26 protein-coding genes and 2 riboswitches are annotated in these 24305 nt (G+C 67.3%); of the genes, 14 read left to right on the top strand and 12 right to left on the bottom strand.

All coding sequences use genetic code 11. The features are described from left to right. Positions 1–9 precede the first annotated feature (9 nt). Entirely contained in the window at positions 10–1050 is a 1041-nt protein-coding gene (gene cpaB, locus AC0CH3_RS03985) for a Flp pilus assembly protein CpaB (protein WP_354302910.1), read from the bottom strand. 49 nt (positions 1051–1099) lie between these two features. Then, entirely contained in the window at positions 1100–1585 is a 486-nt protein-coding gene (locus AC0CH3_RS03990; RefSeq protein ID WP_354302908.1) for an A24 family peptidase, read from the bottom strand. 103 nt (positions 1586–1688) lie between these two features. Between AC0CH3_RS03990 and AC0CH3_RS03995 the strand changes: the two genes are divergently transcribed. Both AC0CH3_RS03995 and AC0CH3_RS04000 read left to right on the top strand, forming a co-directional pair. Continuing rightward, positions 1689–2675, top strand: a complete 987-nt coding sequence (locus tag AC0CH3_RS03995; protein ID WP_354302906.1) for an alpha/beta hydrolase — start codon at positions 1689–1691, stop codon at positions 2673–2675. Beyond that, positions 2675–3766: an NAD(P)/FAD-dependent oxidoreductase gene (locus tag AC0CH3_RS04000; protein WP_354303548.1), complete on the top strand. Its 1092-nt coding sequence runs from the start codon at positions 2675–2677 to the stop codon at positions 3764–3766. Before AC0CH3_RS03995 ends, AC0CH3_RS04000 begins: the two co-directional genes overlap by 1 nt. 26 nt (positions 3767–3792) lie before the next feature. Here the strand turns inward: AC0CH3_RS04000 and rnhA are convergent, their stop codons facing one another. From rnhA to ispH, 3 genes are read right to left on the bottom strand one after another with little or no spacing between them, the layout of a single operon-like run. Continuing rightward, positions 3793–4266: a ribonuclease HI gene (gene rnhA, locus AC0CH3_RS04005; RefSeq protein ID WP_354302904.1), complete on the bottom strand. Its 474-nt coding sequence runs from the start codon at positions 4264–4266 to the stop codon at positions 3793–3795. After that, entirely contained in the window at positions 4263–5213 is a 951-nt protein-coding gene (thrB, locus tag AC0CH3_RS04010; protein WP_354302902.1) for a homoserine kinase, read from the bottom strand. Before thrB ends, rnhA begins: the two co-directional genes overlap by 4 nt. Before the next feature lie 3 nt (positions 5214–5216). Continuing rightward, on the bottom strand, positions 5217–6221 hold the full coding sequence (ispH, locus tag AC0CH3_RS04015) for a 4-hydroxy-3-methylbut-2-enyl diphosphate reductase (RefSeq protein WP_082445943.1): 1005 nt from the start codon (positions 6219–6221) through the stop codon (positions 5217–5219). A gap of 119 nt (positions 6222–6340) precedes the next feature. On the opposite strand from ispH, the gene AC0CH3_RS04020 reads away from it, so the two are divergent. The 6 genes from AC0CH3_RS04020 to AC0CH3_RS04045 all read left to right on the top strand — a co-directional run bounded on the left by AC0CH3_RS04020 (position 6341) and on the right by AC0CH3_RS04045 (position 12752). Then, positions 6341–6979, top strand: coding sequence for a hypothetical protein (locus tag AC0CH3_RS04020; protein WP_235532327.1), 639 nt, complete (start codon positions 6341–6343; stop codon positions 6977–6979). A gap of 156 nt (positions 6980–7135) precedes the next feature. Next, a riboswitch (glycine riboswitch) is annotated at positions 7136–7254 on the top strand. 1 nt (position 7255) lies between these two features. Then, positions 7256–7360, top strand: a riboswitch (glycine riboswitch). Positions 7361–7406: 46 nt separating this feature from the next. Further along, complete coding sequence (gcvT, locus tag AC0CH3_RS04025) at positions 7407–8654, top strand: glycine cleavage system aminomethyltransferase GcvT (RefSeq protein ID WP_354302900.1); 1248 nt, start codon at positions 7407–7409, stop codon at positions 8652–8654. A 1-nt stretch (position 8655) separates the two neighbouring features. Then, positions 8656–9027 carry a glycine cleavage system protein GcvH gene (gene gcvH / locus AC0CH3_RS04030; protein ID WP_055872811.1) on the top strand — a complete coding sequence of 124 codons (372 nt, stop codon included), beginning with the start codon at positions 8656–8658 and terminating at the stop codon, positions 9025–9027. Between the two features lie 135 nt (positions 9028–9162). Next, positions 9163–10533: an aminomethyl-transferring glycine dehydrogenase subunit GcvPA gene (gene gcvPA, locus AC0CH3_RS04035; RefSeq protein WP_354302898.1), complete on the top strand. Its 1371-nt coding sequence runs from the start codon at positions 9163–9165 to the stop codon at positions 10531–10533. After that, complete coding sequence (gene gcvPB / locus AC0CH3_RS04040; protein WP_354302896.1) at positions 10530–12110, top strand: aminomethyl-transferring glycine dehydrogenase subunit GcvPB; 1581 nt, start codon at positions 10530–10532, stop codon at positions 12108–12110. Before gcvPA ends, gcvPB begins: the two co-directional genes overlap by 4 nt. Before the next feature lie 114 nt (positions 12111–12224). Continuing rightward, on the top strand, positions 12225–12752 hold the full coding sequence (locus AC0CH3_RS04045) for a CcdC protein domain-containing protein (protein WP_354302894.1): 528 nt from the start codon (positions 12225–12227) through the stop codon (positions 12750–12752). A gap of 96 nt (positions 12753–12848) precedes the next feature. Here AC0CH3_RS04045 and AC0CH3_RS04050 read toward each other — a convergent pair whose 3' ends face one another. After that, positions 12849–13742 (bottom strand): DMT family transporter, encoded by an 894-nt coding sequence (locus AC0CH3_RS04050; RefSeq protein ID WP_354302892.1) that lies wholly within the window; start codon positions 13740–13742, stop codon positions 12849–12851. Positions 13743–13925: 183 nt separating this feature from the next. On the opposite strand from AC0CH3_RS04050, the gene AC0CH3_RS04055 reads away from it, so the two are divergent. Then, positions 13926–15461 (top strand): aminoacyl--tRNA ligase-related protein, encoded by a 1536-nt coding sequence (locus tag AC0CH3_RS04055; protein WP_354302890.1) that lies wholly within the window; start codon positions 13926–13928, stop codon positions 15459–15461. On the opposite strand, the gene AC0CH3_RS04060 is transcribed toward AC0CH3_RS04055, so the two are convergent. From AC0CH3_RS04060 to AC0CH3_RS04070, 3 genes are all read right to left on the bottom strand, one after another. Then, on the bottom strand, positions 15455–16135 hold the full coding sequence (locus AC0CH3_RS04060; protein WP_354302889.1) for a hypothetical protein: 681 nt from the start codon (positions 16133–16135) through the stop codon (positions 15455–15457). The two genes, AC0CH3_RS04055 and AC0CH3_RS04060, sit on opposite strands and share 7 nt — an antisense overlap. Positions 16136–16195: 60 nt before the next feature. Continuing rightward, complete coding sequence (locus tag AC0CH3_RS04065) at positions 16196–17161, bottom strand: cation diffusion facilitator family transporter (protein ID WP_354302887.1); 966 nt, start codon at positions 17159–17161, stop codon at positions 16196–16198. Positions 17162–17260: 99 nt separating this feature from the next. After that, the gene (locus AC0CH3_RS04070; RefSeq protein WP_200916239.1) at positions 17261–17419 is read right to left on the bottom strand and encodes a hypothetical protein; all 159 of its coding nucleotides are present in this window, start codon (positions 17417–17419) and stop codon (positions 17261–17263) included. A 193-nt stretch (positions 17420–17612) separates the two neighbouring features. Here AC0CH3_RS04070 and AC0CH3_RS04075 point away from each other — a divergent pair, with 193 nt between their 5' ends. Further along, complete coding sequence (locus AC0CH3_RS04075) at positions 17613–18995, top strand: helix-turn-helix domain-containing protein (RefSeq protein ID WP_465237629.1); 1383 nt, start codon at positions 17613–17615, stop codon at positions 18993–18995. Between the two features lie 155 nt (positions 18996–19150). After that, the gene (locus tag AC0CH3_RS04080) at positions 19151–19519 is read left to right on the top strand and encodes a response regulator (RefSeq protein WP_056020854.1); all 369 of its coding nucleotides are present in this window, start codon (positions 19151–19153) and stop codon (positions 19517–19519) included. A gap of 3 nt (positions 19520–19522) precedes the next feature. Here AC0CH3_RS04080 and AC0CH3_RS04085 read toward each other — a convergent pair whose 3' ends face one another. The 3 genes from AC0CH3_RS04085 to AC0CH3_RS04095 are packed head-to-tail and all read right to left on the bottom strand — an operon-like array spanning position 19523 to position 21064. Continuing rightward, positions 19523–20470 carry an aldo/keto reductase gene (locus AC0CH3_RS04085; RefSeq protein ID WP_354302884.1) on the bottom strand — a complete coding sequence of 316 codons (948 nt, stop codon included), beginning with the start codon at positions 20468–20470 and terminating at the stop codon, positions 19523–19525. Then, the gene (locus AC0CH3_RS04090) at positions 20467–20676 is read right to left on the bottom strand and encodes a hypothetical protein (RefSeq protein WP_354302883.1); all 210 of its coding nucleotides are present in this window, start codon (positions 20674–20676) and stop codon (positions 20467–20469) included. The genes AC0CH3_RS04085 and AC0CH3_RS04090 overlap by 4 nt, the downstream gene beginning before the upstream one ends. Positions 20677–20692: 16 nt before the next feature. Continuing rightward, a complete protein-coding gene (locus AC0CH3_RS04095) occupies positions 20693–21064 on the bottom strand; it encodes a hypothetical protein (RefSeq protein WP_056020864.1) in 372 nt (123 codons plus the stop codon). Between the two features lie 205 nt (positions 21065–21269). Between AC0CH3_RS04095 and AC0CH3_RS04100 the strand changes: the two genes are divergently transcribed. The 3 genes from AC0CH3_RS04100 to AC0CH3_RS04110 all read left to right on the top strand — a co-directional run. After that, on the top strand, positions 21270–22223 hold the full coding sequence (locus AC0CH3_RS04100) for an ArsR/SmtB family transcription factor (protein WP_056020867.1): 954 nt from the start codon (positions 21270–21272) through the stop codon (positions 22221–22223). Further along, positions 22220–23164 (top strand): methylenetetrahydrofolate reductase, encoded by a 945-nt coding sequence (metF, locus tag AC0CH3_RS04105; protein WP_354302882.1) that lies wholly within the window; start codon positions 22220–22222, stop codon positions 23162–23164. Before AC0CH3_RS04100 ends, metF begins: the two co-directional genes overlap by 4 nt. Positions 23165–23266: 102 nt before the next feature. Continuing rightward, positions 23267–24305: homocysteine S-methyltransferase family protein (locus tag AC0CH3_RS04110; RefSeq protein WP_465237630.1), on the top strand; the 1039-nt coding region annotated here is incomplete at its 3' end.

Raw genomic sequence — 24305 nt, forward strand, 5'->3', positions numbered from 1 at the left:
ATACGCATCTTAATTCTTCCCCCCGACCGGAACGATCGTCATGCTGTTGCCGCGTGCGACGCGGATCACGGGGCCGGTAATGGCCTGGCCCGGCTGCCCCGGCGCGGTAGCGGGGGACGGCATCCCCGACGCCGCATTGCCGTTCGCGGCGACCGGCGGGCGACCCGGCACCGTGCTGCGCTGATAGCGCGATACGTCGGCACCCGTGGCATAGCTCGCCACGCCGCCCGAGGGCTGGCTGGCGAGCCGTGCCATCATCGCGCGCTCCGCCTTGGGGTCGGTGCCTGCGGGCACCTTGATGCTGCCCGACGCGATCGCTTCCTCGAGTTCGCTCGCATTGTCCGCGATCGAGCGGAGCGACAGCGACAGCGTGCCGACCGTCTGCGCGACCGCGATCTGCTCGGCCATCCGCGGCGTCGCCTCGACCGTCACGTTGGAAAAGGTGCTCACGACCGTCTTGCCGTCCTCGCCGACCTTGTTGTCGGTACGCTGGTCGGTCGCCAGCACGCGGACGTTGCGCAGGATCGTCTCGGACACCTTCAGCGGATCGCCGTCACCCCCGCCGGCGACCGCCTGCGTCAGCACGAGGTCGATGCGGTCCCCCGGGAACACGAAGCCGGCGACCGACGCCTGCGCCGAGACCGGCACCGTCACCGCGCGCATGCCCGGCCCGAGCGCCGCCGCCAGAAATCCGCGATCCCCGGGCTTCACCAGCGCACCCTGCGTGACCGGCTGGCCCGCGGTGATGATGTTGCGGACGACCGTGCCCTGCAGCGCCTTCAGGTCGGTCTTGTCCTTCAGGTAATAGGCGTTGTCGACGAGTTCCTTGGGCCAGGGCTGGAACTTCAGCGCGGACGCGTCGAGGATCGTCCCCACCGGCAGCGCGCGCGTGGCGACGAGAACCTCGGGCCCGTCGATCGCAACGGGCTGCATCGACACTGCCGTCGCCTGCGGCGTTGCGCTGCCCGCGATCAGCGACCGGGCAAAGAATGCCGTGATCGCCGCGACGAACAACGCGCCCACCAGCAATATGACCTTGCGACTATCCATGTCTCATCGTGCCTTTCGGGCGCCGGTTGGTTGATCCAACATTAAGTATCTACCAGAGGGTGTTAAGGAGTGGTTCGTGCAGCACGAACAGGCCCGCGAACGCGATCGCGATGCCGTAGGGAACTTCGATCGGGGGGCTTTGCGGTCCGGGCTTCCGGCGAATCCGGCGGTCGATCAGCATCCCTGCGGTCAGCACCCCGCCCGCCACCGACATCACCACCAGCATTACCATGAACGCCCCGATCGGCAGCCACAGCGACAGCGCGACGATCAGCTTGACGTCGCCGCCGCCCATCATCCCGAAATGGAAGACGACGCAGAAGATCGCGAACACCGCGACCGCGATGCCCAGCTGGATCGCCATGTCGGGCCAGGGCGCCATCCCACTGGCAAACCACCACAAAGGCGCCAGCAGTGCGATCGCACCGGTCTTCCAGTTGGCGATCTCACGCACGCGCGCATCCTCGATCGCGGCCAGGACGAGCATGCCCGCCAGCGCGAAAAGCAGAAATGAAAGCGTAAAATCCGACCCCATGCGTTAGGTCTTAATTCCTATGGCTTTCAAAAAAGTAACCGTCACGCCAATGCCCGATACCGCCCCCGCCAAAGTCGATCATTTTCCCTGCGAAATTAGTAGCTTGGTAAGCGAAAAGCCGGCCCGACCGGCGCCTTCGCGGCGATCGTTCACGCTCGCTGCCGACGCACGTCGCGCGATTCCCGCGGCGGCGCAGGTGGGGGGCTGGGAAGCACCCGATGGCTGGATGCTGCGGCGATTCGACTGGCCTGCCGAGCGCCCGCGTGGTCGATTCCTGTTCCAGGCGGGACGTGGCGACAGCTTCGAGAAGTATCTCGAAACCATCGCGCATCTGCACCTCGCGGGGTGGTCGGTCACCTCGCTCGACTGGCGCGGGCAGGGCGGGTCGGGCCGTCTGTCGCCCGATCCCTATGTCGGTCACGTCACCGACTTCGGGGTCTATGACGCTGATCTGGCGGCCTTCTGGCAGCAGTGGCGCAGCGAGGACGGGGGCAAGAGCCCGGCGGCGATCCTCGGCCATTCGATGGGCGGGCTGCTCGTGATGCGCGCGCTTGCGGCAGGGACGATCGATCCTGCCGCCGCGATCCTCGTCGCGCCGATGCTGGGGCTGCGATCGCCGCTCGGTGCGGAGATGTCGGGACGGATCGCGCGCTATATGGCGCGCCGGCTGCCCATGCGCGCAGCGTGGCGGCAGAATGAACGGCCGGGCCCCGTCGCATCCCGCCAGCGGTTGCTGACGCACGACGTCGAGCGGTATCGCGACGAACGCTGGTGGCACGATGCCAGCCCGGGCCTGCAACTCGGTCCGCCGAGCTGGTCGTGGCTGTCGCAGGCGTTCGACGGCTGCGCAGCGCTCGCGCGGGATCGGCGCGTCGAGGCGATTGCGGTGCCCGTGCTGATGCTCGTGGCGGACGCCGACCGGCTGGTCGACCCGCGTGCCGCTGCCCGAGTCGCGGCGCGCCTGCCCCATGCAGACCTGGTGCGGTTCGGCCCCGAATCCGCGCATGAGATCCTGCGCGAATCGGATGCGGTACGCGACCGTGCACTATCGGCGATGGACGCGTTCCTCGACGACGCGGTGCCGGCATGATGACGCGCTACGACGTCGCGATCGTCGGCGGGGGGATGGCCGGAACGAGTCTGGCCGCCGCCATCGCCCCGGAAGCGCGCGTGCTGGTGATCGAGGGGGAGGATGCCCCCGGCTATCACGCGACGGGGCGTTCGGCCGCCTTCTGGTCGGAAACCTATGGCGGGCCGGGGATCCAGCCACTGACGACCGCGTCGGGTCCGGTCCTGCAGGCCGGCGGATTTCTCCAGCCGCTCGGATCGCTCCACATCGGTCGCGCCGGCGATGCGCGCGCGGTCGACCGGTTCATCGCCGAATTCGCCGGAAGCGCGGTGGTGCTCGACCGTGTCGATCCGGCGACGGTCGTGCCGGGTCTGCGTCCCGAATGGACGCTCGGCGTGGCCGAGCCGAGCTGTGCCTATATCGATGTCGCGGGGCTGCACGCGCATGAACTGGCGACCGCCAGACGCGCGGGCGCGGATATCGTCACGCATGCGACGTTGAATGCGGCGACCCATGCGAGCGGGCAATGGACGATCGAAACGAGCGGCGGCACGTTCCGGGCCGACATGCTGGTCGATGCCGCGGGCGCCTGGGCCGATATGGTGGCAATGCGCGCCGGGGTTCGTCCGCTCGGCATGCGCCCCTACCGCCGGACGATGGTACAGCTGCGCACCGATCCGCCCGTCGCGCCGGGTCTGCCGCATGTCGCCGATATCGCGGGGGGCTTCTATTTCAAGCCCGAACCCGGCGGTCGGTTATGGCTGAGCCCGCACGACGAGACGCCCACCGATCCCTGCGATGCCGCGCCCGAGGAGATCGACGTCGCGATCGCGATCGACCGGCTCGAGCAGGCGGTCGACTGGCGGGTCGAGCAGGTCGAGCGCCGCTGGGCGGGGCTGCGGACGTTCGCGCCGGATCGTCACCCGGTGTACGGGTTCGATCCGCGCAATCCCGCGTTCTTCTGGTGCGCGGGACAGGGCGGGTTCGGGATTCAGACCGCGCCCGCCGCCGCGCGCCTGGCAGCGGCGTTGCTGCTCAAGCGCGCGCCGGATGCGATCGTCGCGCACATCGATGCGGACCGCTATGCGCCCGACCGGTTCGACGCCGGCTGATCGCGGCGGCGTCGGACGGCAAGCGGTCAGCGGCGCCGCGTTGCTCCGGGTGCGATCGACGCGACCGCGGCATCGCTGGCGAGCTTGTCCGCGCGCTCGTTCTCGGGGTGGCCGGCATGGCCCTTGACCCATTGCCACTCGATCTTGTGCCGCGCCACCGCAGCCAGCAGCGCGTGCCAGAGTTCGGCGTTCTTGACGGGCTTCTTGTCGGCGGTCTTCCAGCCGTTGCGCTGCCAGCCCTTCACCCACTTGGTCAGCCCGTCCATCACGTACTTGCTGTCGGTGTATAGCGTCACCGCGCAGGGCCGTGTCAGGATGTTGAGCGCCTCGATCGCGGCGGTCATCTCCATGCGGTTGTTCGTCGTCTGCGCATCGCCGCCCGACAATTCCTTCTCGTGCACGCCCATCCGGATTACCGCGCCCCAGCCGCCGGGGCCGGGATTGCCCTTGCAGGCGCCGTCGGTGAAAATCTCCACCTTCGTCATCACGTCGTCAGTCATGCAAACAGATCGTCCTTGCGATACGCGTCGAGTCGCCGCCAATAGGCCAGCGGATCCTTGCGCGTCACCAGCGCATCCGCCGGTGTGTTGACCCAGTCCCATGCCCGCGTGAGCAGGAATCGCAGGCAGGCACCCTGCGCGAGCGTCGGCAACGCCGCGCGCTCGGCCACCGACAACGGCGCGACGCTGGTATATCCGTCGATCAGCGCGCGGCCGATCGCCGGGTCGAAACGCCGGCCCTCGGCGTCGAACGACCAGGCGGTGTGCATCACCGCGAGATCATAGGCGCGGATGTCGGTGCACGCGAAATAGAAGTCGATGATCCCCGTCACCCGGTCGCCGAGCATCAGGACATTGTCGGGAAACAGGTCGGAATGGATCGCCGCGACCGGCAGATCGCGCGGCCAGTCGGCAAGGACCGCTTGCAGGGCGGTGTCGACGCGGTCGTACAGCCCCGGCTCGATCGTCTCCATCCCGCGTCCGCATCGTTCGAGAAGCGGACGCCATGTGTCGGCACCGAGCGGGTTGGGCCTCGCCTGCGCGAAGTCGGCGAGGTCGGTATGGATGCGGCCCATCGCCGCGCCCGCGGCGTGCGCCTGTCGCGGTGTCGGGTGCGAGACCGAGACGCCCGTCAGGAACTCGATCAGGCACGCGGCCCGGCCCGCGAGCTGCTGGATCGCGACGCCGTGCCGGTCCGGCAGCGCACGAGGGACCGGATTGCCTGCGGCCGCCAGATGGTCGAGCATCGCGAGGAAGAAGGGCAGGTCGTCGGTCGACGTCCATTCCTCGTACAGCGTCAGGATGAAGCGGTCGGCGGTCGTCTCGACCAGGTAGTTGCTGTTCTGGACGCCCTCGGCGATCCCCTTTGCCGACAGCAGCTCGCCGCGATCGAACCGCGCGAGGAAGTCGCCAAGCGCTTCGGCCGAGACGTGCGTATAGACCGCCACGCGTCAGGCCGCGGCTTCGAGTCCGCGGGGCAGCTTGAACGCGATCGTCTCGCGCGTGGTCTCGACCTCGCGCTCCGAGACCTCGAACCGCTCCGACAGCCGATCGACGAGCTCGCGCACGAGCAATTCGGGGGCCGACGCGCCAGCGGTGATCCCGAGCGTTCCGACGCCCGCGAGGAAGTCCCAGTCGAGCTCGCTCGCGCGCTGGATGAGCATCGCGGGCGTGCCTTCGCGCAGCGCGACCTCGACGAGCCGGACCGAGTTGGACGAATTGGGCGCACCGATCACCAGCATCGCGTCGCAGCCATGCGCGATCGCCTTGACCGCCGCCTGGCGGTTCGAGGTCGCGTAGCAGATGTCCTCACCGCGCGGCGGCTGCATCTCGGGGAAACGGCGCTGCAACGTCGCGACGACCGCGGCGGTGTCGTCGACGGACAGCGTGGTCTGCGTGAGGAAGGCAAGGTTGGCGGGGTCGGCGGGGGTGAAGCCCTCGGCATCCTCGACCGTCTCGATCAGCGACATCGCGCCTTCGGGGACCTGGCCGAACGTGCCGATCACCTCGGGATGCCCGGCATGGCCGATGAACACGATGTGCCGCCCCTGCGCGACCAGCCGCTCGGCCTGGCGGTGCACCTTGGATACCAGCGGACAGGTCGCATCGAGATATTCGAGACCGCGCGCCTGCGCGTCGAGCGGCACCGATTTGGGAACGCCGTGCGCCGAGAACACGACCGGCGCATCGTCGGGCACCTCGCTCAGATCCTCGACGAACACCGCGCCCTGCGCCTTGAGCGTGTCGACGACGAACTTGTTGTGGACGATCTCGTGACGGACATAGACGGGTGCGCCATGCTTCTCGATCGCCAGCTCGACGATGCGGATCGCACGGTCGACGCCGGCGCAGAAGCCGCGTGGTGCCGCGATCAGCAGTTCGAGCGCGGGTTTGTCGCCGCGCGTCGTCGCGGGAACGGCTGCGGGGTCTGCGGCGGACTCTGCGGGGATGCTCATAGTCGTCGGGCTCTACGCGATTGCTTGCCTGGACGAAAGCCGGTTCCTATGGTGCGCGGCGACAGGGGCCGGTGCGATTGCGCAGGCCCTTTCGCTCGTTCGAGAAGGTACGCGTCCCCGTGAAAGCCCCCATCCTTGCCGCTTCGATCCTCGCGCTCACCTTGGGCGGCTGTGCGTCGAAGGGTGAAATCGACGCGACCGGTGGCATCTCCGCCATTCGCTCGGCCTGCCCGACCGTGGCGGTTCCGGCCGCGACCGGGGACATCACCATGTTTGACCCGGTCACCAGCCGCGACCAGTCGGCGATCGACGTCACCGCACTGATGACCAACGTCCGCTCGACCTGTGCCGACGCGACCGATCCGATCCTGACCACCGTCACCTTCACGGTGCAGGCGCGGCGCGCGCGGACCGAGGCGGCACGCGACGTGACGGTGCCGTACTTCGTGACGGTCGTCCGCGGCGGCAGCGCGGTGGTCGCCAAGCGCGTCGGCCGCGTCTCGCTGCATTTCGATGCCGGACAGGCGCGCGCACAGGCCGATGGCCAGGGCACGGCGACGATAACGCGCGCCGCCGCCACGCTGCCGCCCGAAGTGCGCGAGCGGCTGACGCGCAAGCGCAAGGCGGGCGACGAGGACGCCGCCGTCGATCCGCTCAGCACCCCCGAGGTGCGCCAGGCCGTCCAGCGCGCGACGTTCGAAGCCCTGGTCGGCTTCCAGCTCACTGATGCGCAGCTGAAGTACAACGCCACCCGCTGACGCCGCCTGCGGACCCGGCTTGTCGCAGACGATTCGTTCTTCCGCGCGCGCGGAAGAACGGGAGTTTCGACAATCTCGGGCCGTGATCACCAAGCCCGATTGACTAAGATTGTGCGGCGCGTCACAGCTTGGCGCGTCGATGTCGGGCAACCGGCATGGCACCGCGCGGGAGAGCGTTTCCTGGTCCTTCAAGGACTGGCCTTTAGAAGGGCAGGGGGCCGCCGAAGGAGCAACCACCCCGGAATCTCTCAGGCACCAGAGACCGCGCGGGGCTGATCGACACTCTGGAAAGCGTCCTGGCGTTCGCGCCGAGGGCCACCGAAGGGGTAAGCCGCCAATCAGGCGGTGAAAGCTCTCAGGTTCCGTGACAGAGGGGGTTGGATCGCAGCACCACAGGGTGCCGCGCGCCCCTTCGACGGAGACCGACATGAGCGACGCCGACATTCGAGACTATGCCAGCATCATCGACCAGGCCGACGATTACGTCGAGCCCGAGGTGCTGCCGTTGCCGCTCGACGCGTGGCACCGCGCACAGGGCGCGCGGATGGTCGAGTTCGCCGGCTATCAGATGCCGATCCAGTATGACGGCATCATGGCCGAACACGCCTGGACGCGCGACTCGGCCGGCCTGTTCGACGTCAGCCACATGGGGCAGCTCGTCTTCTCGGGCGAGGGCGTCGCGCATGCGCTCGAAACCGTGCTGCCGGGCGACATCGCCGGGCTCGGTGAGGGCAAGATGCGCTACTCGCTGCTGCTCGCGCAGGACGGCGGCATCCTCGACGACCTGATGGCCACGCGCCTGCCCGACGATCAGCCCTCGCCCTTCTCGGCGCAGGACATCGAGCCCGAGGCGTACGACCCGCTCCACCCGTCGCCGACCGCGAGCGGCAGCTTCTACGTCGTCGTCAACGGCGCGACCAAGTACGACGATGTCAGCTATCTCATCGAGCATCTGCCCGACGACGTCACGATCAACATCCTCGAGGACCAGGCGCTGCTCGCGGTGCAGGGCCCCAAGGCGGTCGCGGCGGTCGCGCGGATCGTTCCCGGCATCGACCGCCTCGTGTTCATGACCGCGGGCGCGTTCCACTGGAACGAGGTGCCGCTTTGGATCAGCCGATCGGGCTATACCGGCGAGGACGGCGTCGAGATATCGCTTCCCGCCGAACACGCCGTCGCCTTTGCCGACGCGCTGCTCGCGCTGCCCGAGATCAAGCCGATCGGCCTTGGCGCGCGCGATTCGCTGCGTCTCGAAGCCGGTTTGCCGCTTTACGGCCACGACCTCGATCCCGAGACCACGCCGGTGATGGCGGACCTCGGGTTCGCGCTGTCCAAGCGCCGCCGTGAGGCCGCCGATTTCCCCGGCGCCAAGCGTATCCTCACCCAGCGCGAGCATGGTCCTGCCACCAAGCGGGTCGGCCTGATCGTCGAGGGCCGCCAGCCCGCGCGCGAAGGGTCCGAGGTGATCGACGACACCGGCGCGCCGATCGGCCGCCTCACCAGCGGCGGCTTCGCGCCGACGCTCGGGAAGCCGATCGCGATGGCCTATGTGCCGCTCGCGCTGGCGACGCCGGGCACCCGCATCGAGATCGCACAGCGCGGCAAGGTCCATACCGCGACCGTCACCGCGATGCCCTTCATTCCCCACCGCTACGTCCGCGCAGGAGCCAAGTGATATGAGCCGTTTCTTCACGCAAGATCATGAATGGGTCGATGTCGACGGTGATGTCGGCACAGTCGGCATCAGCGAATACGCGCAGAGCCAGCTCGGCGACGTCGTGTTCGTCGAGGTTCCAGAGGCCGGTAAGCAGCTGACCAAGGGCGCCGATGCCGCGGTCGTCGAATCGGTCAAGGCCGCCTCGGACGTCTATTCGCCGGTGTCGGGCACCGTCATCGAGGGCAATGCCGCGCTCGCCGACGATTCGAGCCTGGTGAATTCGGATGCCGAAGCCGCCGGCTGGTTCTTCAAGCTGACGCTCAGCGATCCGAGCGAGCTCGACAGCCTGATGGACGAAGCTGCCTACGCAGCCTTCGTCGAAGGGCTTTAAGTCCTAGAACCCCCTCCCGCATGCGGGAGGGGGCAGGGGGTGGGCACGCGCTCACCTCCAGACGTTCCGCCCGCAATAGGCCGGGCGCCCACCCCCCAACCCCCTCCCGCTTGCGGGAGGGGGGGAGTGCCGACAATGCGCTACCTTCCCCTGACCCAGCCCGACCGCGAGGCGATGCTCGCCGTCATCGGCGCCGCGACGATCGATGACCTCTTCGTCGACGTGCCCGAGGCCGCGCGCCTCGACGGCCCCGTCCGCGACCTGCCGATGCATGCGTCCGAAATGGCGGTCGAACGCCACATGGCGGCGCTCGCCAAGAAGAACCTGACCGCAGGGGAAGCGCCGTTCTTCCTCGGTTGCGGCGCGTACAAGCATCATGTTCCCGCCAGCGTCGATCACCTGATCCAGCGCGGCGAGTTCCTGACCGCTTACACGCCGTACCAGCCCGAGATCGCGCAGGGCACGCTGCAGATGCTGTTCGAGTTCCAGACGCAGGTCGCGCGGCTGCTCGGCACCGACGTCGCCAACGCGTCGATGTACGACGGCTCGACCGCGTGCTGGGAAGCGATCGTGATGGCGCGGCGTATCACCAAGCGCGGCAAGGCGATCCTGTCGGCGGGGCTGCACCCGCATTACGTGTCGGTGTCGAACACGATGGCCAAGTTCACCGGCGACGTGCTCGACACGACCGACCCGCGGCTGGTGCCCGAGATGGACCTCGACCGGCTGATCGCGAAGATCGACGACGATACGTCGTGCGTGGTCGTCCAATATCCCGACATTCTCGGCCGCATCGCCGATCTGCGTCCGCTCGCGGATGCGTGCCATGCCAAGAAGGCATTGCTGATCGCGGTCGTCACCGAGCCCGTCGCGCTCGGCGCGATCACCTCGCCCGGCGAGATGGACGCGGACATCGTCGTCGGCGAGGGGCAGTCGCTCGGCGTCGGCCTCCAGTTCGGCGGGCCCTATGTCGGCCTGTTCGGGTGCAAGGACAAATATGTCCGCCAGATGCCCGGCCGGCTCTGTGGCGAAACCGTCGACGCCGATGGCCGACGCGGGTTCGTGCTGACTCTGTCGACGCGCGAGCAGCATATCCGCCGCGAAAAGGCGACGTCGAACATCTGCACCAATTCGGGGCTCTGCGCGCTGGCCTTCTCGATCCACATGACGTTGCTGGGTGAAGCGGGCCTTCGCCAGCTCGCCGCGGTGAACCATGCGGGTGCCGTGGCCGCGGCCGAGCGGCTGTCGCAGATCCCCGGCGTCGAACTGATCAACGACAGCTTCTTCAACGAGTTCACGCTGAAGCTGCCCGTCGAGGCGCGTCCCGTCGTCCGCACGCTCGCCGATCGCGGCATCCTCGCGGGCGTCTCGCTCGGGCGGCTCTATCCCGGCAAGGACGATCTCGCGAACGGCCTCGTCGTCGCCGTGACCGAAACGACCACCGCGGAGGACGTCGAAACGCTTGCGTCCGCACTATCCACCGTACTTGGGGAGATACTGGCATGAGCATCAACCAGAGCGGCTGGCGCCCGACCGCGCCCGAGCAGGGCAAGGGCAACGTCCCCGCCAGCGTCACCGGCAACAAGGCGCTGATGCTCGAGGAAGCGCTGATCTTCGAGATCGGCGACAGCCACACCACCGGCGTCGACTTCGCGACCACGCCCGCGCGCGCGACGACCAGCAAGCTCGGCGCGCTGGCACGCAAGGCCCCGATCGGCCTCCCCGGTCTCTCGGAGCCCGAGACCGTTCGCCATTACACGCGCCTGTCGCGCCAGAATTACGGCATCGATCTCGGCTTCTTCCCGCTCGGCTCGTGCACGATGAAGCACAACCCGCGCCTCAACGAGAAGATGGCGCGGTTGCCCGGTTTCTCCGACGTCCACCCGCTCCAGCCGGTCGACACGGTGCAGGGCGCGCTCGAGGTCATCCACCAGCTCGCACACTGGCTCGTCACGCTCACCGGCATGACCTCGGTCGCGATGAGCCCGAAGGCTGGCGCGCATGGCGAGTTGTGCGGCGTCCTCGCGATCCGCGCCGCGCTCGAAGCCAAGGGTGAGGGGCATCGCAAGATCATCCTCGTCCCCGAGAGCGCGCACGGCACCAATCCCGCCACCGCGGCGTTCGCGGGCTACAGCGTCGAGGATATCCCCGCCACCGCCGAGGGCCGCGTCGACACCGCCGCGCTGAAGGCCCGGCTCGGCCCCGACGTCGCGGGCGTGATGATCACCAACCCCAACACCTGCGGGCTGTTCGAGCGCGACATGCGCGAGATTTCGGACGCGGTGCACGCGGCGGGCGGTTTCGTCTATTGCGACGGCGCGAACTTCAACGCGATCGTCGGCCGCGTCCGGCCGGGCGATCTCGGCATCGACGCAATGCACATCAACCTGCACAAGACCTTCTCGACCCCGCATGGCGGCGGCGGTCCGGGTTCGGGGCCGGTGGTGTTCTCGGCAGCGCTCACACCCTACGCGCCGCTGCCGTTCGTCGAGAAGCAGGGGGACCAGTTCGTCCTGATCGAGGAGGAGAATGCCGACGAACATCACGCCGGCAGCTTCGGCCGGATGGTCGCGTTCCACGGCCAGATGGGCATGTTCACGCGTGCGCTGACCTATATCCTCAGCCACGGTGCGGACGGCCTGCGCCAGGTGTCCGAGGATGCGGTGCTCAACGCGAACTACATCCTGCGCAGCCTCGACGACACGCTCGACGCGCCGTTCGGACCGTCGGGTCCGTGCATGCATGAGGCGCTGTTCTCGGACTCGGGCCTCGCCGCCGGTTTCTCAACGATCGACATCGCCAAGGGGCTGATCGACGAGGGCTTCCACCCGATGACGATGTACTTCCCGCTCGTCGTCCACGGTGCGATGCTGGTCGAGCCGACCGAGACCGAGTCGAAGGCGGCGCTCGACCAGTTCATCGCCGCGCTCCGCTCGGTCGCCGAGCGCGCCAAGGCGGGCGACCCCAACCTCAAGACCGCGCCGCACTTCGCCCCCCGCGCGCGCCTCGACGAGACGCTCGCGGCTCGCAAGCCGGTGCTGGTCTGGAAGGATCCAGCGCCCCTCGCGCAGGCGGCCGAGTAGGACGGCCTCCTCCCCGGTCGCCGCCGGGGGGGGGGCTTTGCCGTACGCCCCCTTTACTCCCGCTGTGTTGTGACCATACTACACCGCAAGGGGTAAGGTCGCAGGGGGGAATCGATGCAGGCGAACGATGTCCAGGGCTGGATCAGCTACGCGATCACGGCGGTCGTCATCGCGGTGGTCTTTGCGGTCCGGTGGCGGCGGATGAGCGTGGTCAAGCCGCTCAAGCTCGAGCGGCTCTGGGTCTTTCCCGCGCTGTACGCTGCGGTCGCGCTCTACATGGCGGTGATGTACCCGCCGCACGGTCTCGCCTGGCTGTTCTGCGCGATCGCGCTCGTCATGGGCGCGGCGCTCGGCTGGCAGCGCGGCAAGATGATGCGGATCACGATCGATCCCGACAGCCATGCACTCAACACGACGTCGTCGCCCGCCGCGGTCCTGTTCCTCGTCGCGATCGTCGCGATCCGCTCCGGGGCACGCGCGGTGATCGGTGACGGGCAGGCACTGCACCTCGACCCGTTTGCGGTCACCGACATGCTGGTCGCGCTCGCGCTCGGCCTGTTCACCACGCAACGGATCGAGATGTACCTGCGCGCGAAACGGATGCTCGAAACCGCGCGGGTTCGACCCACTGCGTCATCCTGACGAAAGTCAGGATCCAGAGCCGCATAGGGCGGTGCTCCGTAACTCTGGATCCTGACTTTCGTTAGGATGACGGGATTGTCAGTGGACGGGGAGCCTTCAAGCGATCGCGCGATCCGTCTCGTCCTGCCGGCGGACATGCTCGCGCCAGACGATGTACAGCCCGCTCGCGACGATGACCGGCGCGCCGAACCACGTCGCCTCGGCGGGCAGCGTGTCGAACACCAGCCAGCCGAGCAATGTCGCCCACAACAGGCTCGAATAATCCATCGGCACCACCACCGACACCGGCCCGAGCCGCAGCGACGTCGTCATCGCGATCTGCGCGAGCCCCCCCGCAATCCCGACGGTCGCGAGACACGCCCAGGTAATGGCGTCATGCGGCTGCGCGGCCTGTGCGTAGAATACCGACAACGGGATCAACGACAGCGCGGAGAACCAGAATACCGTCGTCAGCGCGCTCTCGGTCTTGCCGATCTGCCGGAGCAGGATCGACACGCTTGCCGTCCCGAACGCGCCTGCCAGCGCACAACCCGCGCCCCATAGCGGAAAGTGATCGCCGCCCGGCTGCGCGACGATCAGCACGCCGGCAAACCCCGCCGCCACCGCGCCCCAGCGATGCCAGCCGGTCGGCTCGCGCAGCACGAGCGCACCGAGAATCGTCGCGAAGATCGGTACGGTGAAGCCGATCGTCGTCGCCTCCGCCAGCGGCAGCGCGACGATCCCGTTGAACGTGAACGCCATCGCCGACAGTCCGACGACCGCGCGGACGATGTGCGCGGGCAGGCGCTGCGTCGCGATCGAGGGGAGGCCGGGCCCGGCGGCGATGACGGCCGACACCAGCAGGCACGCGCCGAACTGGCGAAAGAACAGGATCTCCGACACGCTCGCGCCGTGGCGTTCGGCCAGCTTGATCGCGGTGTTCATCAACGCGAAGATCACGACCGACAGCAGCCGCATGCCGATGGCGGGAAGGATGCGGTCTGAGGGCATTGCCTGCCCCTACGCAAACCGCGCCCGCGATCCCACCCGAAACTCCCGTCATCCTGACGAAAGTCAGGATCCAGGGTACCACGCGCGCCGCTCTTGGCTCTGGATCCTGACTTTCGTCAGGATGACGGGGGAGGGGCGGTGGGATGGGGTGACGAACCGCCGTGTACGCGATAAGCGCAGCCCATGATAAAGCGCGCACTCCCCGTCACCCGCGAGGCGGATTTCTCCGCCTGGTACCAGGCCGTCATTTCGGAAGCCGACCTCGCCGAGGAATCGGGCGTCCGCGGGTGCATGGTCATCCGGCCCTGGGGCTATGGCATCTGGGAGCGCATCCAGCGGCTGCTCGACGACCGGATCAAGGCGACGGGGCACGAGAATTGCTATTTCCCGCTCTTCATCCCGCTCTCCTATTTCGAGAAGGAGGCAGAGCACGTCGACGGGTTCGCCAAGGAAATGGCGGTCGTCACGCATCACCGGTTGAAGGCCGACGGCTATGGCCGGCTCGTCCCTGATCCCGAGGCGAAGCTCGAGGAGCCGCTCGTCGTGCGGCCCACGTCCGAGATGGTCATCGGCGCCGCGTTCGCGCGCTGGGTCCAGTCGTGGCGCGACCTGCCCGTGCTGATCAACCAGTGGGCCAACGTCGTCCGCTGGGAAATGCGCACGCGCATGTTCCTGCGCACCAGCGAGTTCCTCTGGCAGGAGGGGCATACCGCGCACGCCACCCCGCAGGAGGCGCGCGACGAGACGCTCAAGATGCTCGAAGTCTATCGTGACTTCGCCGAGGAGTGCCTTGGTCTCCACGTGATCGCGGGCGAAAAGCCCGAGAACGAGCGCTTCCCCGGCGCGGTCGCGACCTATTCGATCGAGGCGATGATGCAGGACGGCAAGGCGCTCCAGGCGGGCACCTCGCATTTCCTCGGCACCAATTTCGCGTCGGCGCAGAACATCCGCTTCCAGAACGCAGCCGGCGAGTTCGAGCTCGCCAACACGACGAGCTGGGGCGTGTCGACGCGGATGATCGGCGGCGTCATCATGGTGCACGGCGACGACGACGGGCTGCGCGTGCCGCCGATGATCGCGCCGTGGCAGGTGGTGATCGTGCCGATGCTGCGCGACAATCCCGACGACGCGGCGATCGTCGACTATTGCAAGTCGCTCCAGGCGGAGCTCGCCAAGCAGTCCGCGCTGGGCGAACCCGTGCGTGCGCTGCTCGATCTCAAGCCCGCCAAGGCCGCGACGAAGCGCTGGGGCTGGGTCAAGAAGGGTGCGCCGATCGTGATCGAGGTCGGCGGGCGCGACATGGCGGGCGGCAACGTCTCGGTCATTCGCCGCGATCGCCTCTATCGTGAGGACGGCAAGCTCGACAGCAATGCGGTCGCCCGCACGGACTTCGTCGCCGAGGTCTCGGGCATGCTGCACGACGTGCAGGCGACGCTCCACGTCGAGTCGATGAACCGCCTCAAGGCCAACATCGTCCCCGTCGACGATTTCGCGGCGCTCGAGGCGCACTTTGCGGACGGCATCAAGAACCCGGGCTGGGTCGACGTCCGCTGGTCCAAGCCCACCGGCGCCGCGCTCGACAAGGTCGTCGAGCGGCTGAAGGCGCTGAAGCTCACGATCCGCAATGCGCCGATGGGACAGACCGGCCAGGATAACGGTCCGTGCATCTTCACCGGCGAGCCCTCGGTCGAGCGCGTCCTGATCGGCCGTGCCTATTGAGCCGTGGCCTGCGCCGCCGGTCGCGTGGGCCGCGCGGCGTTCGTCGCCGACGCGGCCGTTTGCCCGGATGACCGCGTGCCGGCGGTTGCGGTCGACAAGGCGGCGGGCGCGCGTGTCAGCGGCGGCAGCGTCTCCAGATGCGCCTTGCCGTGCTGGTTGATCAGCGTGACGTGCCCGGTGTTCGCCGAAGCCACTGCCTTGAGGAACGAACGGGGCTTTTTCATCAGCCTGGGATGCTGAAGTCCGGTCAGGCCGACACGCCGGGCGGCTTCCTGAACGAAATGGACACAGTTGCGATCGCCGAGCCGGTATTCGCTGCTGCCCGTGGCGCCGCTCCATTCGGCAGCCAGCGCGACGATCGCCGCATATTGCGCATCCGTCATCACGACCGAGAACTGCGCGTTGCTGCCCTTGATGTACGACGGCGTCGCCACGTCGAGCGCACCCGCGACCGGACCGAACAGCAGCGCGGGGCTCAGCGTCCTTGCGGTGAAGCCGTAGTTGACGTCCACCGGCGCACCGCCGGCGTCGGGTACGCCGCGTAGCGTCACGAACGCGTGGGGAAAGCTGTTGCCGAGTTCATGGCTCCAGAACGTGATCGTCACCGCCGCTTGGGCAGGCTGCGCGACGAACAGGAAAAGGAGGAGCGCGGCGAACTGCTTGATAAGTCTCATGATATCGGATGCTAGCGCCGGTTGTGGGCGCTGTGCAACATCGCGCAGCCATTCTGCGGTTCAGGGATGAGGGGCGCTCTGTGATGCGGCGGCGGCAGCCGCTGCCGCGCTGTTTTCCGGACGTATGTAGATCGATGCGAGTGTCGGCACGGCGTCGCGAAGGCGTGTCTCCAGCACCTCGATGATCGCCTCGCCTTCACCCATCGTCACCGAGTCGTCGAAATCGGCGCTGATCGCTGCGAAGATGCTGTCGGGAGCGGTGTGGATCGTGCGGACATGGTTGACCGCGAGGATCGCGGGATGCGCCTGCACGATCTCGCGGATCGACGCGATGATCGCAGGGTCGGCACGCTCGCCGATCAGAAGCCCCTTCGATTCGCGCGCGAGCAGGACCGCGACCAGTGCCAGGATCAGGCCGATTGCGATCGATGCCGCACCGTCGATCCGCGGATCGCCGAACGCGTGGCTCGCCCAGACGCCCAGCGCCGCGATCACCAGTCCGGCAAGCGCCGCCGAATCCTCGAACAGGACGATGAAGCCCGCGGGGTCCTTCGACTGGTGCACAGCCTGCCACCAGCCTAGGTCGCCTTTCGCGCGCGAGAATTCGCGCACCGCGATCGTCCAGCTCGTCCCCTCGAGCAGCGCCGAGACGCCGAGGACGACATAGTTGATGAGCGGATCGCTGAGCGGTTCGGGCGCGATGATGTGGCGATAGCCTTCGTAGATCGATACGCCCGCGCCGACCGCGAAGATCAGGATGGCGACGACGAACGCCCAGAAATACAGCTCGCGACCATAGCCGAACGGATGCGCGGTATCCGCCGCACGCTTGGCACGCGACTGGCCATAGAGCAGCAGGACCTGGTTGCCGCTGTCGACGAGCGAATGCACGCCCTCGGTGAGCATCGAGGAAGAGCCGGTGATCCCGGCGGCAACGAACTTCGCGACGGCAATCCCGACATTGGCGGCGAGCGCGCCGTACAGGACGATGTCGTCCTTGATTCTCGTGATCAGTCCGTCGGTCATCGGGAATCCTGCGCGGGTGCGAAAGCCGGTTCCATACGAGAAAGCCCGCCGATGGATAGTCCATCGACGGGCTTTTCTTTCCAGTGGGTTAGGGACGGATCAGCCCAGGCGACCGAGGCGGTGATACAGCGCGCTGAGCCGGCTCATCTTCCTGTCGTCGACCGCGACCTTGGGGATCAGTTCGCCGATCGCTTCCTTGAGCAGCGCGAAATCCTCCGTCGAGAAAACGGCGCGAGCGCGGGCGGGTTCGTTCGTCATGGGTTTCCTCCGTCGTGTTTGTCTTTGTCGCTTCCTTTACATTCGATCGTGTACGGGAAGCGGCAATGCAACTGTAAAGCCTGACAAAGCAGGACGTGGACAGAGTGAACCATCAAGGCACGGCGTCGGGCTGTCGCCCCGGGTTGCGTGCCTCGTGTTGTTCTGTAAAGTTCGTGACAGAACGGAGAGCCGTATGGCGGATCGAAAATTGTTGGCGGGGCATGCGATCCGGCGGTTGCGGCGCGGCGCCGGGCTGACGCAGGCCGCGATGGCGGACATGATGGCGATCAGTCCGAGCTACCTCAATCTGGTCGAACGCAACCAGCGACCGATCTCGGCCGCGCTGCTCGTGAAGCTCGCCGAGAGTTTTGATTTCGATCCGCGCGCGTTGGCGGCCGGCGAGCCGGGCGGCGGCGCGGACGCGATCCGCAGGCGCCTCGCCGATCCGATGTTCGCCGATCTCGAAATCGATCGCAACGAGGTCGAGGAATGGCTTGCGAGCGCGCCCGGCGGGGTAGAGGCATTCGCGCGCGTCTTCGACCGAATTGGAAGCGCGGGTGACGCGGCAGTGCCGGATGATCCCGTCGGGCTGGTCCGGCGCGAGATCGAGCGCTGGCGTAACCATTTCGCCGACCTCGACGCCGCTGCCGAGGAGCTCGCCGACGAACTGCGTCTGGGCGCGGGGGATCTGTACGGCGCGATCGCCGAACGGCTTCGCGCCAGGCACGGGATCACGATCCGGGTGCTACCCGCCGACGTGTTGCCCGATACGTTGCGCCGCCTCGATCTTCACGCCCGGCAGCTGCAGCTGAGCGAGGTGCTCGATCCCGCATCGCGCACGTTTGCCGTCGCGTTCCAGCTTGGCCAGATCGAGGCGCGCGCGGAGATCGACTCGCTCGCGAAGGGCGCGGCGTTTTCGGATCGCGCGGCGGAACGCCTGTATCGGCGGCATCTGCTCAGCTATTTCGCGGCGGGCGTGATGATGCCCTATGCGCGGTTCCTGCGCGGGTGCGAGGCCACCGGCTATGACATCGAGCTTCTGCAGCGACGGTTCGGCGCCGGATTCGAGCAGGTCGCGCACCGTTTGACGACGCTGCAGCGCGTCGGCGCGCGCGGTCTGCCGTTCTTCATGATCCGGATCGATCGCGCCGGGCAGGCCTCGAAGCGCTATCCTGGCGCGAGCGGCGCGGCGCTGGTCGAGGGGGAGGGGCGTTGTCCGCTCTGGCAGTTGCACCACGCCTTTGATCGGCCGGGAAGTCTGGCGGTCCAGCTCGTGGAGCTCGAGGATGGTGCGCGGTGGCTGACGATGGCACGGACCGTGACGCCGCAGGGGCGACGGTTCGGCGCGGTACGCGCGGAGTTCTCGATCGGGCTCGGCGTGCAGGCCTCCCTTGCCACCGGGCTGGTCGCGGCAAGCGGCATCGACCTGGCCGGGGCGGCGATGCCGATCGGCCTTGGCTGCCGCGCCTGTTTCCGCGGCGATTGCCCGCAGCGCTCGGCGGCCCCCGCGGGGCGCGCGCTGATCGTCAACGAGCGGGAGCGCCGGACGTCGGCGTTGACCTTTGCGGGGGACTGATCCGTCCAAAACCCCTCGCACAAGAATATTTGAACCGATGCGAGGCCAAATCCCAATCTGGTCGTTTATGGTGGGACCAAGCCAATCCCTCTGATTTCACGAGGCAATCTGGCGCGTTACGGTCGAGTTTTTTCCACGGGGCCTCCACCTTGAACATGTTTCCACCCATCAGGGACCCCGAAGCGGGTGTTGTTCTGATCGTCGAAGATCATTTGCTGGTGCAGATCACCGCGACCGCGCAGATCGAGGATGCCGGGATGGCGACGCTCGTTGCGAACGACGCCGATGAGGCGCTGCAGATCCTCGCGACACGCAACGACGTGCGCACGGTCTTTACCGATATCGACATGCCCGGGACCATGGACGGACTGGCGCTCGCGATGGTGGTGCGGGAGCGCTGGCCCGATATCCGGGTTGTGGTTACGTCCGGCGGGAAGCCGCGCGCGGTCGATCGGCTTCCCGACGACGTCGCGTTCTTCCAGAAGCCCTATGAATATTCGGCTATCGTCGACGAACTCCGGTAACGATCAGGCGCCCGCCATCGTGAGGCGGTCGCGCTGATCGTCAGACAGCGTCAGCGACATGGCCGGCAACAGATCCTCGATCTGCTTGACGGTGGTCGCGCTTGCGATCGGTGCGGTGACGCCCGGCTGTGCCATCAGCCAGGCCAGCGCGACCTGTGCATGCGTCGCCTTGGTCTCCTCGACCACGCCGTCCAGCGCGTCCAGAACGTCCTTGCCCTTGCCTTCGAGCAATTTTCCCATCCCGCGCCCACGCACGCTCTGGTCGAGATCGTCGCGCGTCCGGTATTTGCCCGTGAGAAACCCCGATGCCAGCCCGTAATAGGGCAGCACGCCGATGTTCTCCGTAACGCAGTAATCCTGTAGCTCGCCTTCGAACTTCCCGCGGCTGACGAGGTTATATTCGGGCTGAAGGACATGGTAGCGCGGCAGGCCCGACGCCTTCGCGCTGTCGACCGCGGACTTGAGCCGCGCCGCATGGAAGTTCGACGCGCCGATGACGCGGACCTTGCCCGCGTCGACAAGCTTGCCGAATGCCTCGAGAACATCGTCCTGCGCAACCTGCTCGTCGTCCTGGTGCGCGTAATAGAGATCGATGCGATCGGTGCCGAGACGCCTGAGCGAGGCTTCGGCCGCCGCCGCGATACGCGCCGGTGCGAGCTTTTCGCCGCCATCGCCCGCGAGCATGCCGACTTTCGTCGCGAGCAGCACCGCGTCACGCTTGCCGGACGTCCTCAGCCATTCGCCGATCATGCTCTCCGACTCGCCACCGGAATGCCCGTCGATCCATGCGGAATAAACGTCCGCGGTGTCGATCATCGTGCCGCCGCCGGCGACGAACGCGTCGAGCACGGCAAAGCTGGCAGTGCGGTCTGCCGTCCAGCCGAAGACGTTGCCGCCCAGGACCAGCGGGGCGATCTTCAGGTCGGTCGAGCCGAGGCGGCGCTGGGTCATCGGGGCGGGTCACCTTGGTTTGTTACGGAATTCGGTGCGGTTTCGGTGTTGATCTGATCGAGATCGACGCTGTTCTGGTCGAGCATCGCCGCCGCGTCATTGAGTTGCTGTGCTTCGTCCGCCGTGACGGCGCCCGGCGGCGCGTCGGACGGTGAACACGCCGACGACGCCAGAAGTGCCCCCACCAGCAATCCGAAACCGGGCAAGTGAGGGCGCATCAGGTCAGTCCTTGATCGCGTTGCCTGCGCGGGTCAGCGCATTGCCCGTCGCGTCTGCTGCGCGGTCTGCGCCGTTGTTGATCGAAGCACCAGCGCGATCCGCATTGGCTTCGATGCGATCGCCGGCGCGGTCGGTCGACGCGTCGAGGCGGTCACCCGCGCGGTCGAGGCGCGCACCGGCATTGTCGAGCGAGGCTTCTGCCGAACCGAGCGCGCGGTCGCTGGCGGCCTCGACGTCGTTGACGGCATTCTCGGTCGTCGCGGTCGCATCCGTGGCGATCGCGTTTGCGGCCTCGGCGGTCTCGTTCTGTGCATTGTTGCTGCAGGCCGAAAGACCGGCGGCGAGGGCCAGTGCAGGAATAAGGAACTTCTTCATGTGCAATCACTCCCATCGAGGAACCCGGGTGTTGGTCCGGGGGGATATGTCCCTGTGAGCTAGGTTCATTAGCCCATAGCGCACTCGAACGCGGGTCGTGCCGATATGATCCGTCAGATGCGACAGGATGTCGTTCGACGGCACGCCGCGAAGAATGCCACGGGCTGCGTTGACCGCATATAAAGAATTCTTTATATGTTGCTGCATGACGATGGCGCTCGAAATCTTCCGTGCGATGGCGGACGCGACCCGGCTTCGGATTCTCGCATTGCTGCGGCGGATGGAGCTTTCGGTGGGCGAGCTTGCACAGGTGCTGGGCCAGAGCCAGCCGCGCGTATCCCGGCATGTGAAGATCCTCTGCGACGCCGGCCTGGCCGAACGGCGCAAGGAAGGCAGCTGGGTCTTCGTGGCGCTCGGCCGACCGGACATCATCGAACCCATCGCCGCGGCGCTCGACCAGTGGGACAAGGCGGAGCCCGACCATTGGGCGGTGGCCGACGTCGCGCGCCTTGCCGCGGTGCGCGCGGACCGGGCGGCGAGTGCCGCGGCATGGTTCGAGGGCCATGCCGGCGAATGGGATGCGATCCGGTCGATGCATATCGCCGAGAGCGAAGTCGAGGCGGCGATGGCAGCGATGCTCGGGGACGCCGCGATGGGAACGCTGATCGACATCGGCACGGGTACGGGGCGCATGCTCGAACTGTTCGGCAACCGGGCAAAGGTCGCGCTCGGCATCGATCGCAGCTCGGAGATGCTGCGACTGGCGCGCGCGAAGCTCCACGACATGGCGCATGCGGAACTTCGCCAGGCGGATCTGTACGCGCTGCCTCTCGCCGATGCCGCTGCCGACGTCGCGATCCTGCACCATGTCCTCCATTTCGCGCAGCAACCCGGGGCCGCGGTGGGCGAAGCCGCCCGCGTCCTCAAACCGGGTGGACGATTGCTGATCGCGGATTTTGCCAGCCACGACCGCGAGGATCTCCGGACCCGCGACGCGCATACGCGGCTCGGGTTCGCTGACGATCAGATGGCGGCGTGGTTCGACGCGGCAGGGCTCCAAACGGCGCGTGTCGAGACGCTCGAGGGCGGTGAGTTGACGGTGAAATTATGGCTCGGCCGAAAGGTCGGCGCGAGCCTGCGTGAGGTGAAGGCGGCATGACGAACATTTCGGTCCCCCAATTGGCGGAAGCCCGTCGCGCACTCGAAGAGCCGCTGTTTGCGGATCTGGCGGGCGATGTCGGCATCAGCTTCGAGTTCTTCCCGCCCAAGACGGAGAAGATGGACGCGCAGCTCTGGGACGCGATCCGCACGCTCGAGCCGCTCGGTCCCGATTTCGTGTCGGTGACGTACGGCGCGGGCGGGTCGACGCGCGAGCGGACGCATGCGACCGTCGCACGAATCCAGCGCGAGACGTCGATGAACGCGGCGGCGCATCTCACCTGTGTCGAGGCGACCAAGGCCGAGATCGACCAGGTTGCCGAGGAATATTGGGCGGCGGGCGTGCGTCACATCGTCGCATTGCGCGGCGACATGCCGACGCTCGGCCAGCCCTATCAGGCGCATCCGGGTGGGTATGAGAATGCGGCGGCGCTGGTCGCGGGCCTGCGCAAGCTGCATCCGTTCGAGATTTCGGTCGCGGCCTATCCCGAATCCCATCCGGAATCGGGTGATCCCAATGCCGATATCGACAATCTGAAGCGCAAGCTCGACGCAGGCGCCAGCCGTGCGATCACGCAGTTCTTCTTCTCGCCCGAGGCGTATTTCCGCTTCCGCGACCGCGTCGCCGCGGCGGGCATCACCGCGCAGATCCTGCCGGGCATCCTGCCGGTGTCGAACGTCGCGCAGACGCGCAAGTTCGCGGGGCTTTGTGGCGCGGAGATCCCGGCCTGGATGGACCGGCTGTTCGACGGGCTCGACGATCATCCCGCCGCGCGGCAGCTCGTCGCGGCGACGATCGCGGCCGAGATGTGTCGGCGGCTCTATGCGGGCGGCGTGAAGGATTTCCACTTCTACACGCTCAACCGCGCCGAACTCGCCTATGCTATCTGCCATATGCTCGGCGTGCGCGCCAAGTCGGCCGAAACGGTCGCCGCGGCATAGACCCCATCGTCATCCCGGACTGGATCCGGGATCCAGAGCGCCAAGCGGTGCTCTTTGTTGTCCTGGATCCCGGATCAAGTCCGGGATGACGGAGTGAAACTGATGAATGTACGTGACCGTTTCAACGCCGAAGCCGCCAAGCGCATCCTGATCACCGACGGCGCGTTCGGGACCGAGATCCAGAACTGGAAGCTCGACGAGGCGGCCTATGCGGGCGACCTGAAGCTCAGCCACGACCAGAAGGGCAACAACGACATTCTGGCGATCACCAGGCCAGACGTGCCCGAGACGATCACGCGCGAATATTTGGAGGCTGGGTCGGACATCGTGTCGACCAACACGTTCAGCGCGAACATCATCAGCCAAGCGGATTACGGCGCCGAGCATCTGGTGCGCGCGATCAACGTCGAGAGCGCGAAGATCGCCCGCCGCCTCGTAACCGAATATGAAGCGAAGGACGGCCGCCCGCGGTTCGTGGCGGGCGCGATCGGGCCGACCAACAAGACGCTGTCGCTGTCGCCCGACGTCAATGATCCGGGCTTTCGCGAGATCGACTTCGATTATCTCAAGGGCGTCTACCGCGAGCAGATCGATGCGTTGCTCGAAGGCGGCGAGGGGGTCGGCGTCGACTTCATCCTGATCGAGACGGTGTTCGACACGCTGAACGCCAAGGCCGGGATCATGGCCGCGATCGAGGCGGGCGACGATCTCGGGCGCGACGTGCCGATCATGCTGTCGATGACGCTGACCGATCTGTCGGGGCGCAACCTGTCGGGGCATACGGTCGAGGCGTTCTGGCACGCGGTGCGGCATGCCAAGCCGATCACGATCGGGCTGAACTGTTCGTTCGGTGCGGAGCAGTTGCGGCCGCATGTGAAGACCTTGGCCGGCATCGCCGATACGCTGATCATGATCTACCCGAACGCCGGGCTGCCCAACGAGCTCGGTGAGTATGACGAGATGCCCGCGACGACCGCGGGGCTGGTCGGCGAGTGGGCGGTGGCCAAGCAGGTCAACGTGCTCGGCGGCTGCTGTGGCTCAACGCCGGCGCATATCAAGGCGATGGCGGACGGTGTGCGCGGGCTGGAACCGCGTGTGGTCGCGAGCCCGGAGGTGCGGACCAAGCTCGCCGGCCTCGACC

Source organism: Sphingomonas sp. AC449, from assembly GCF_979253475.1.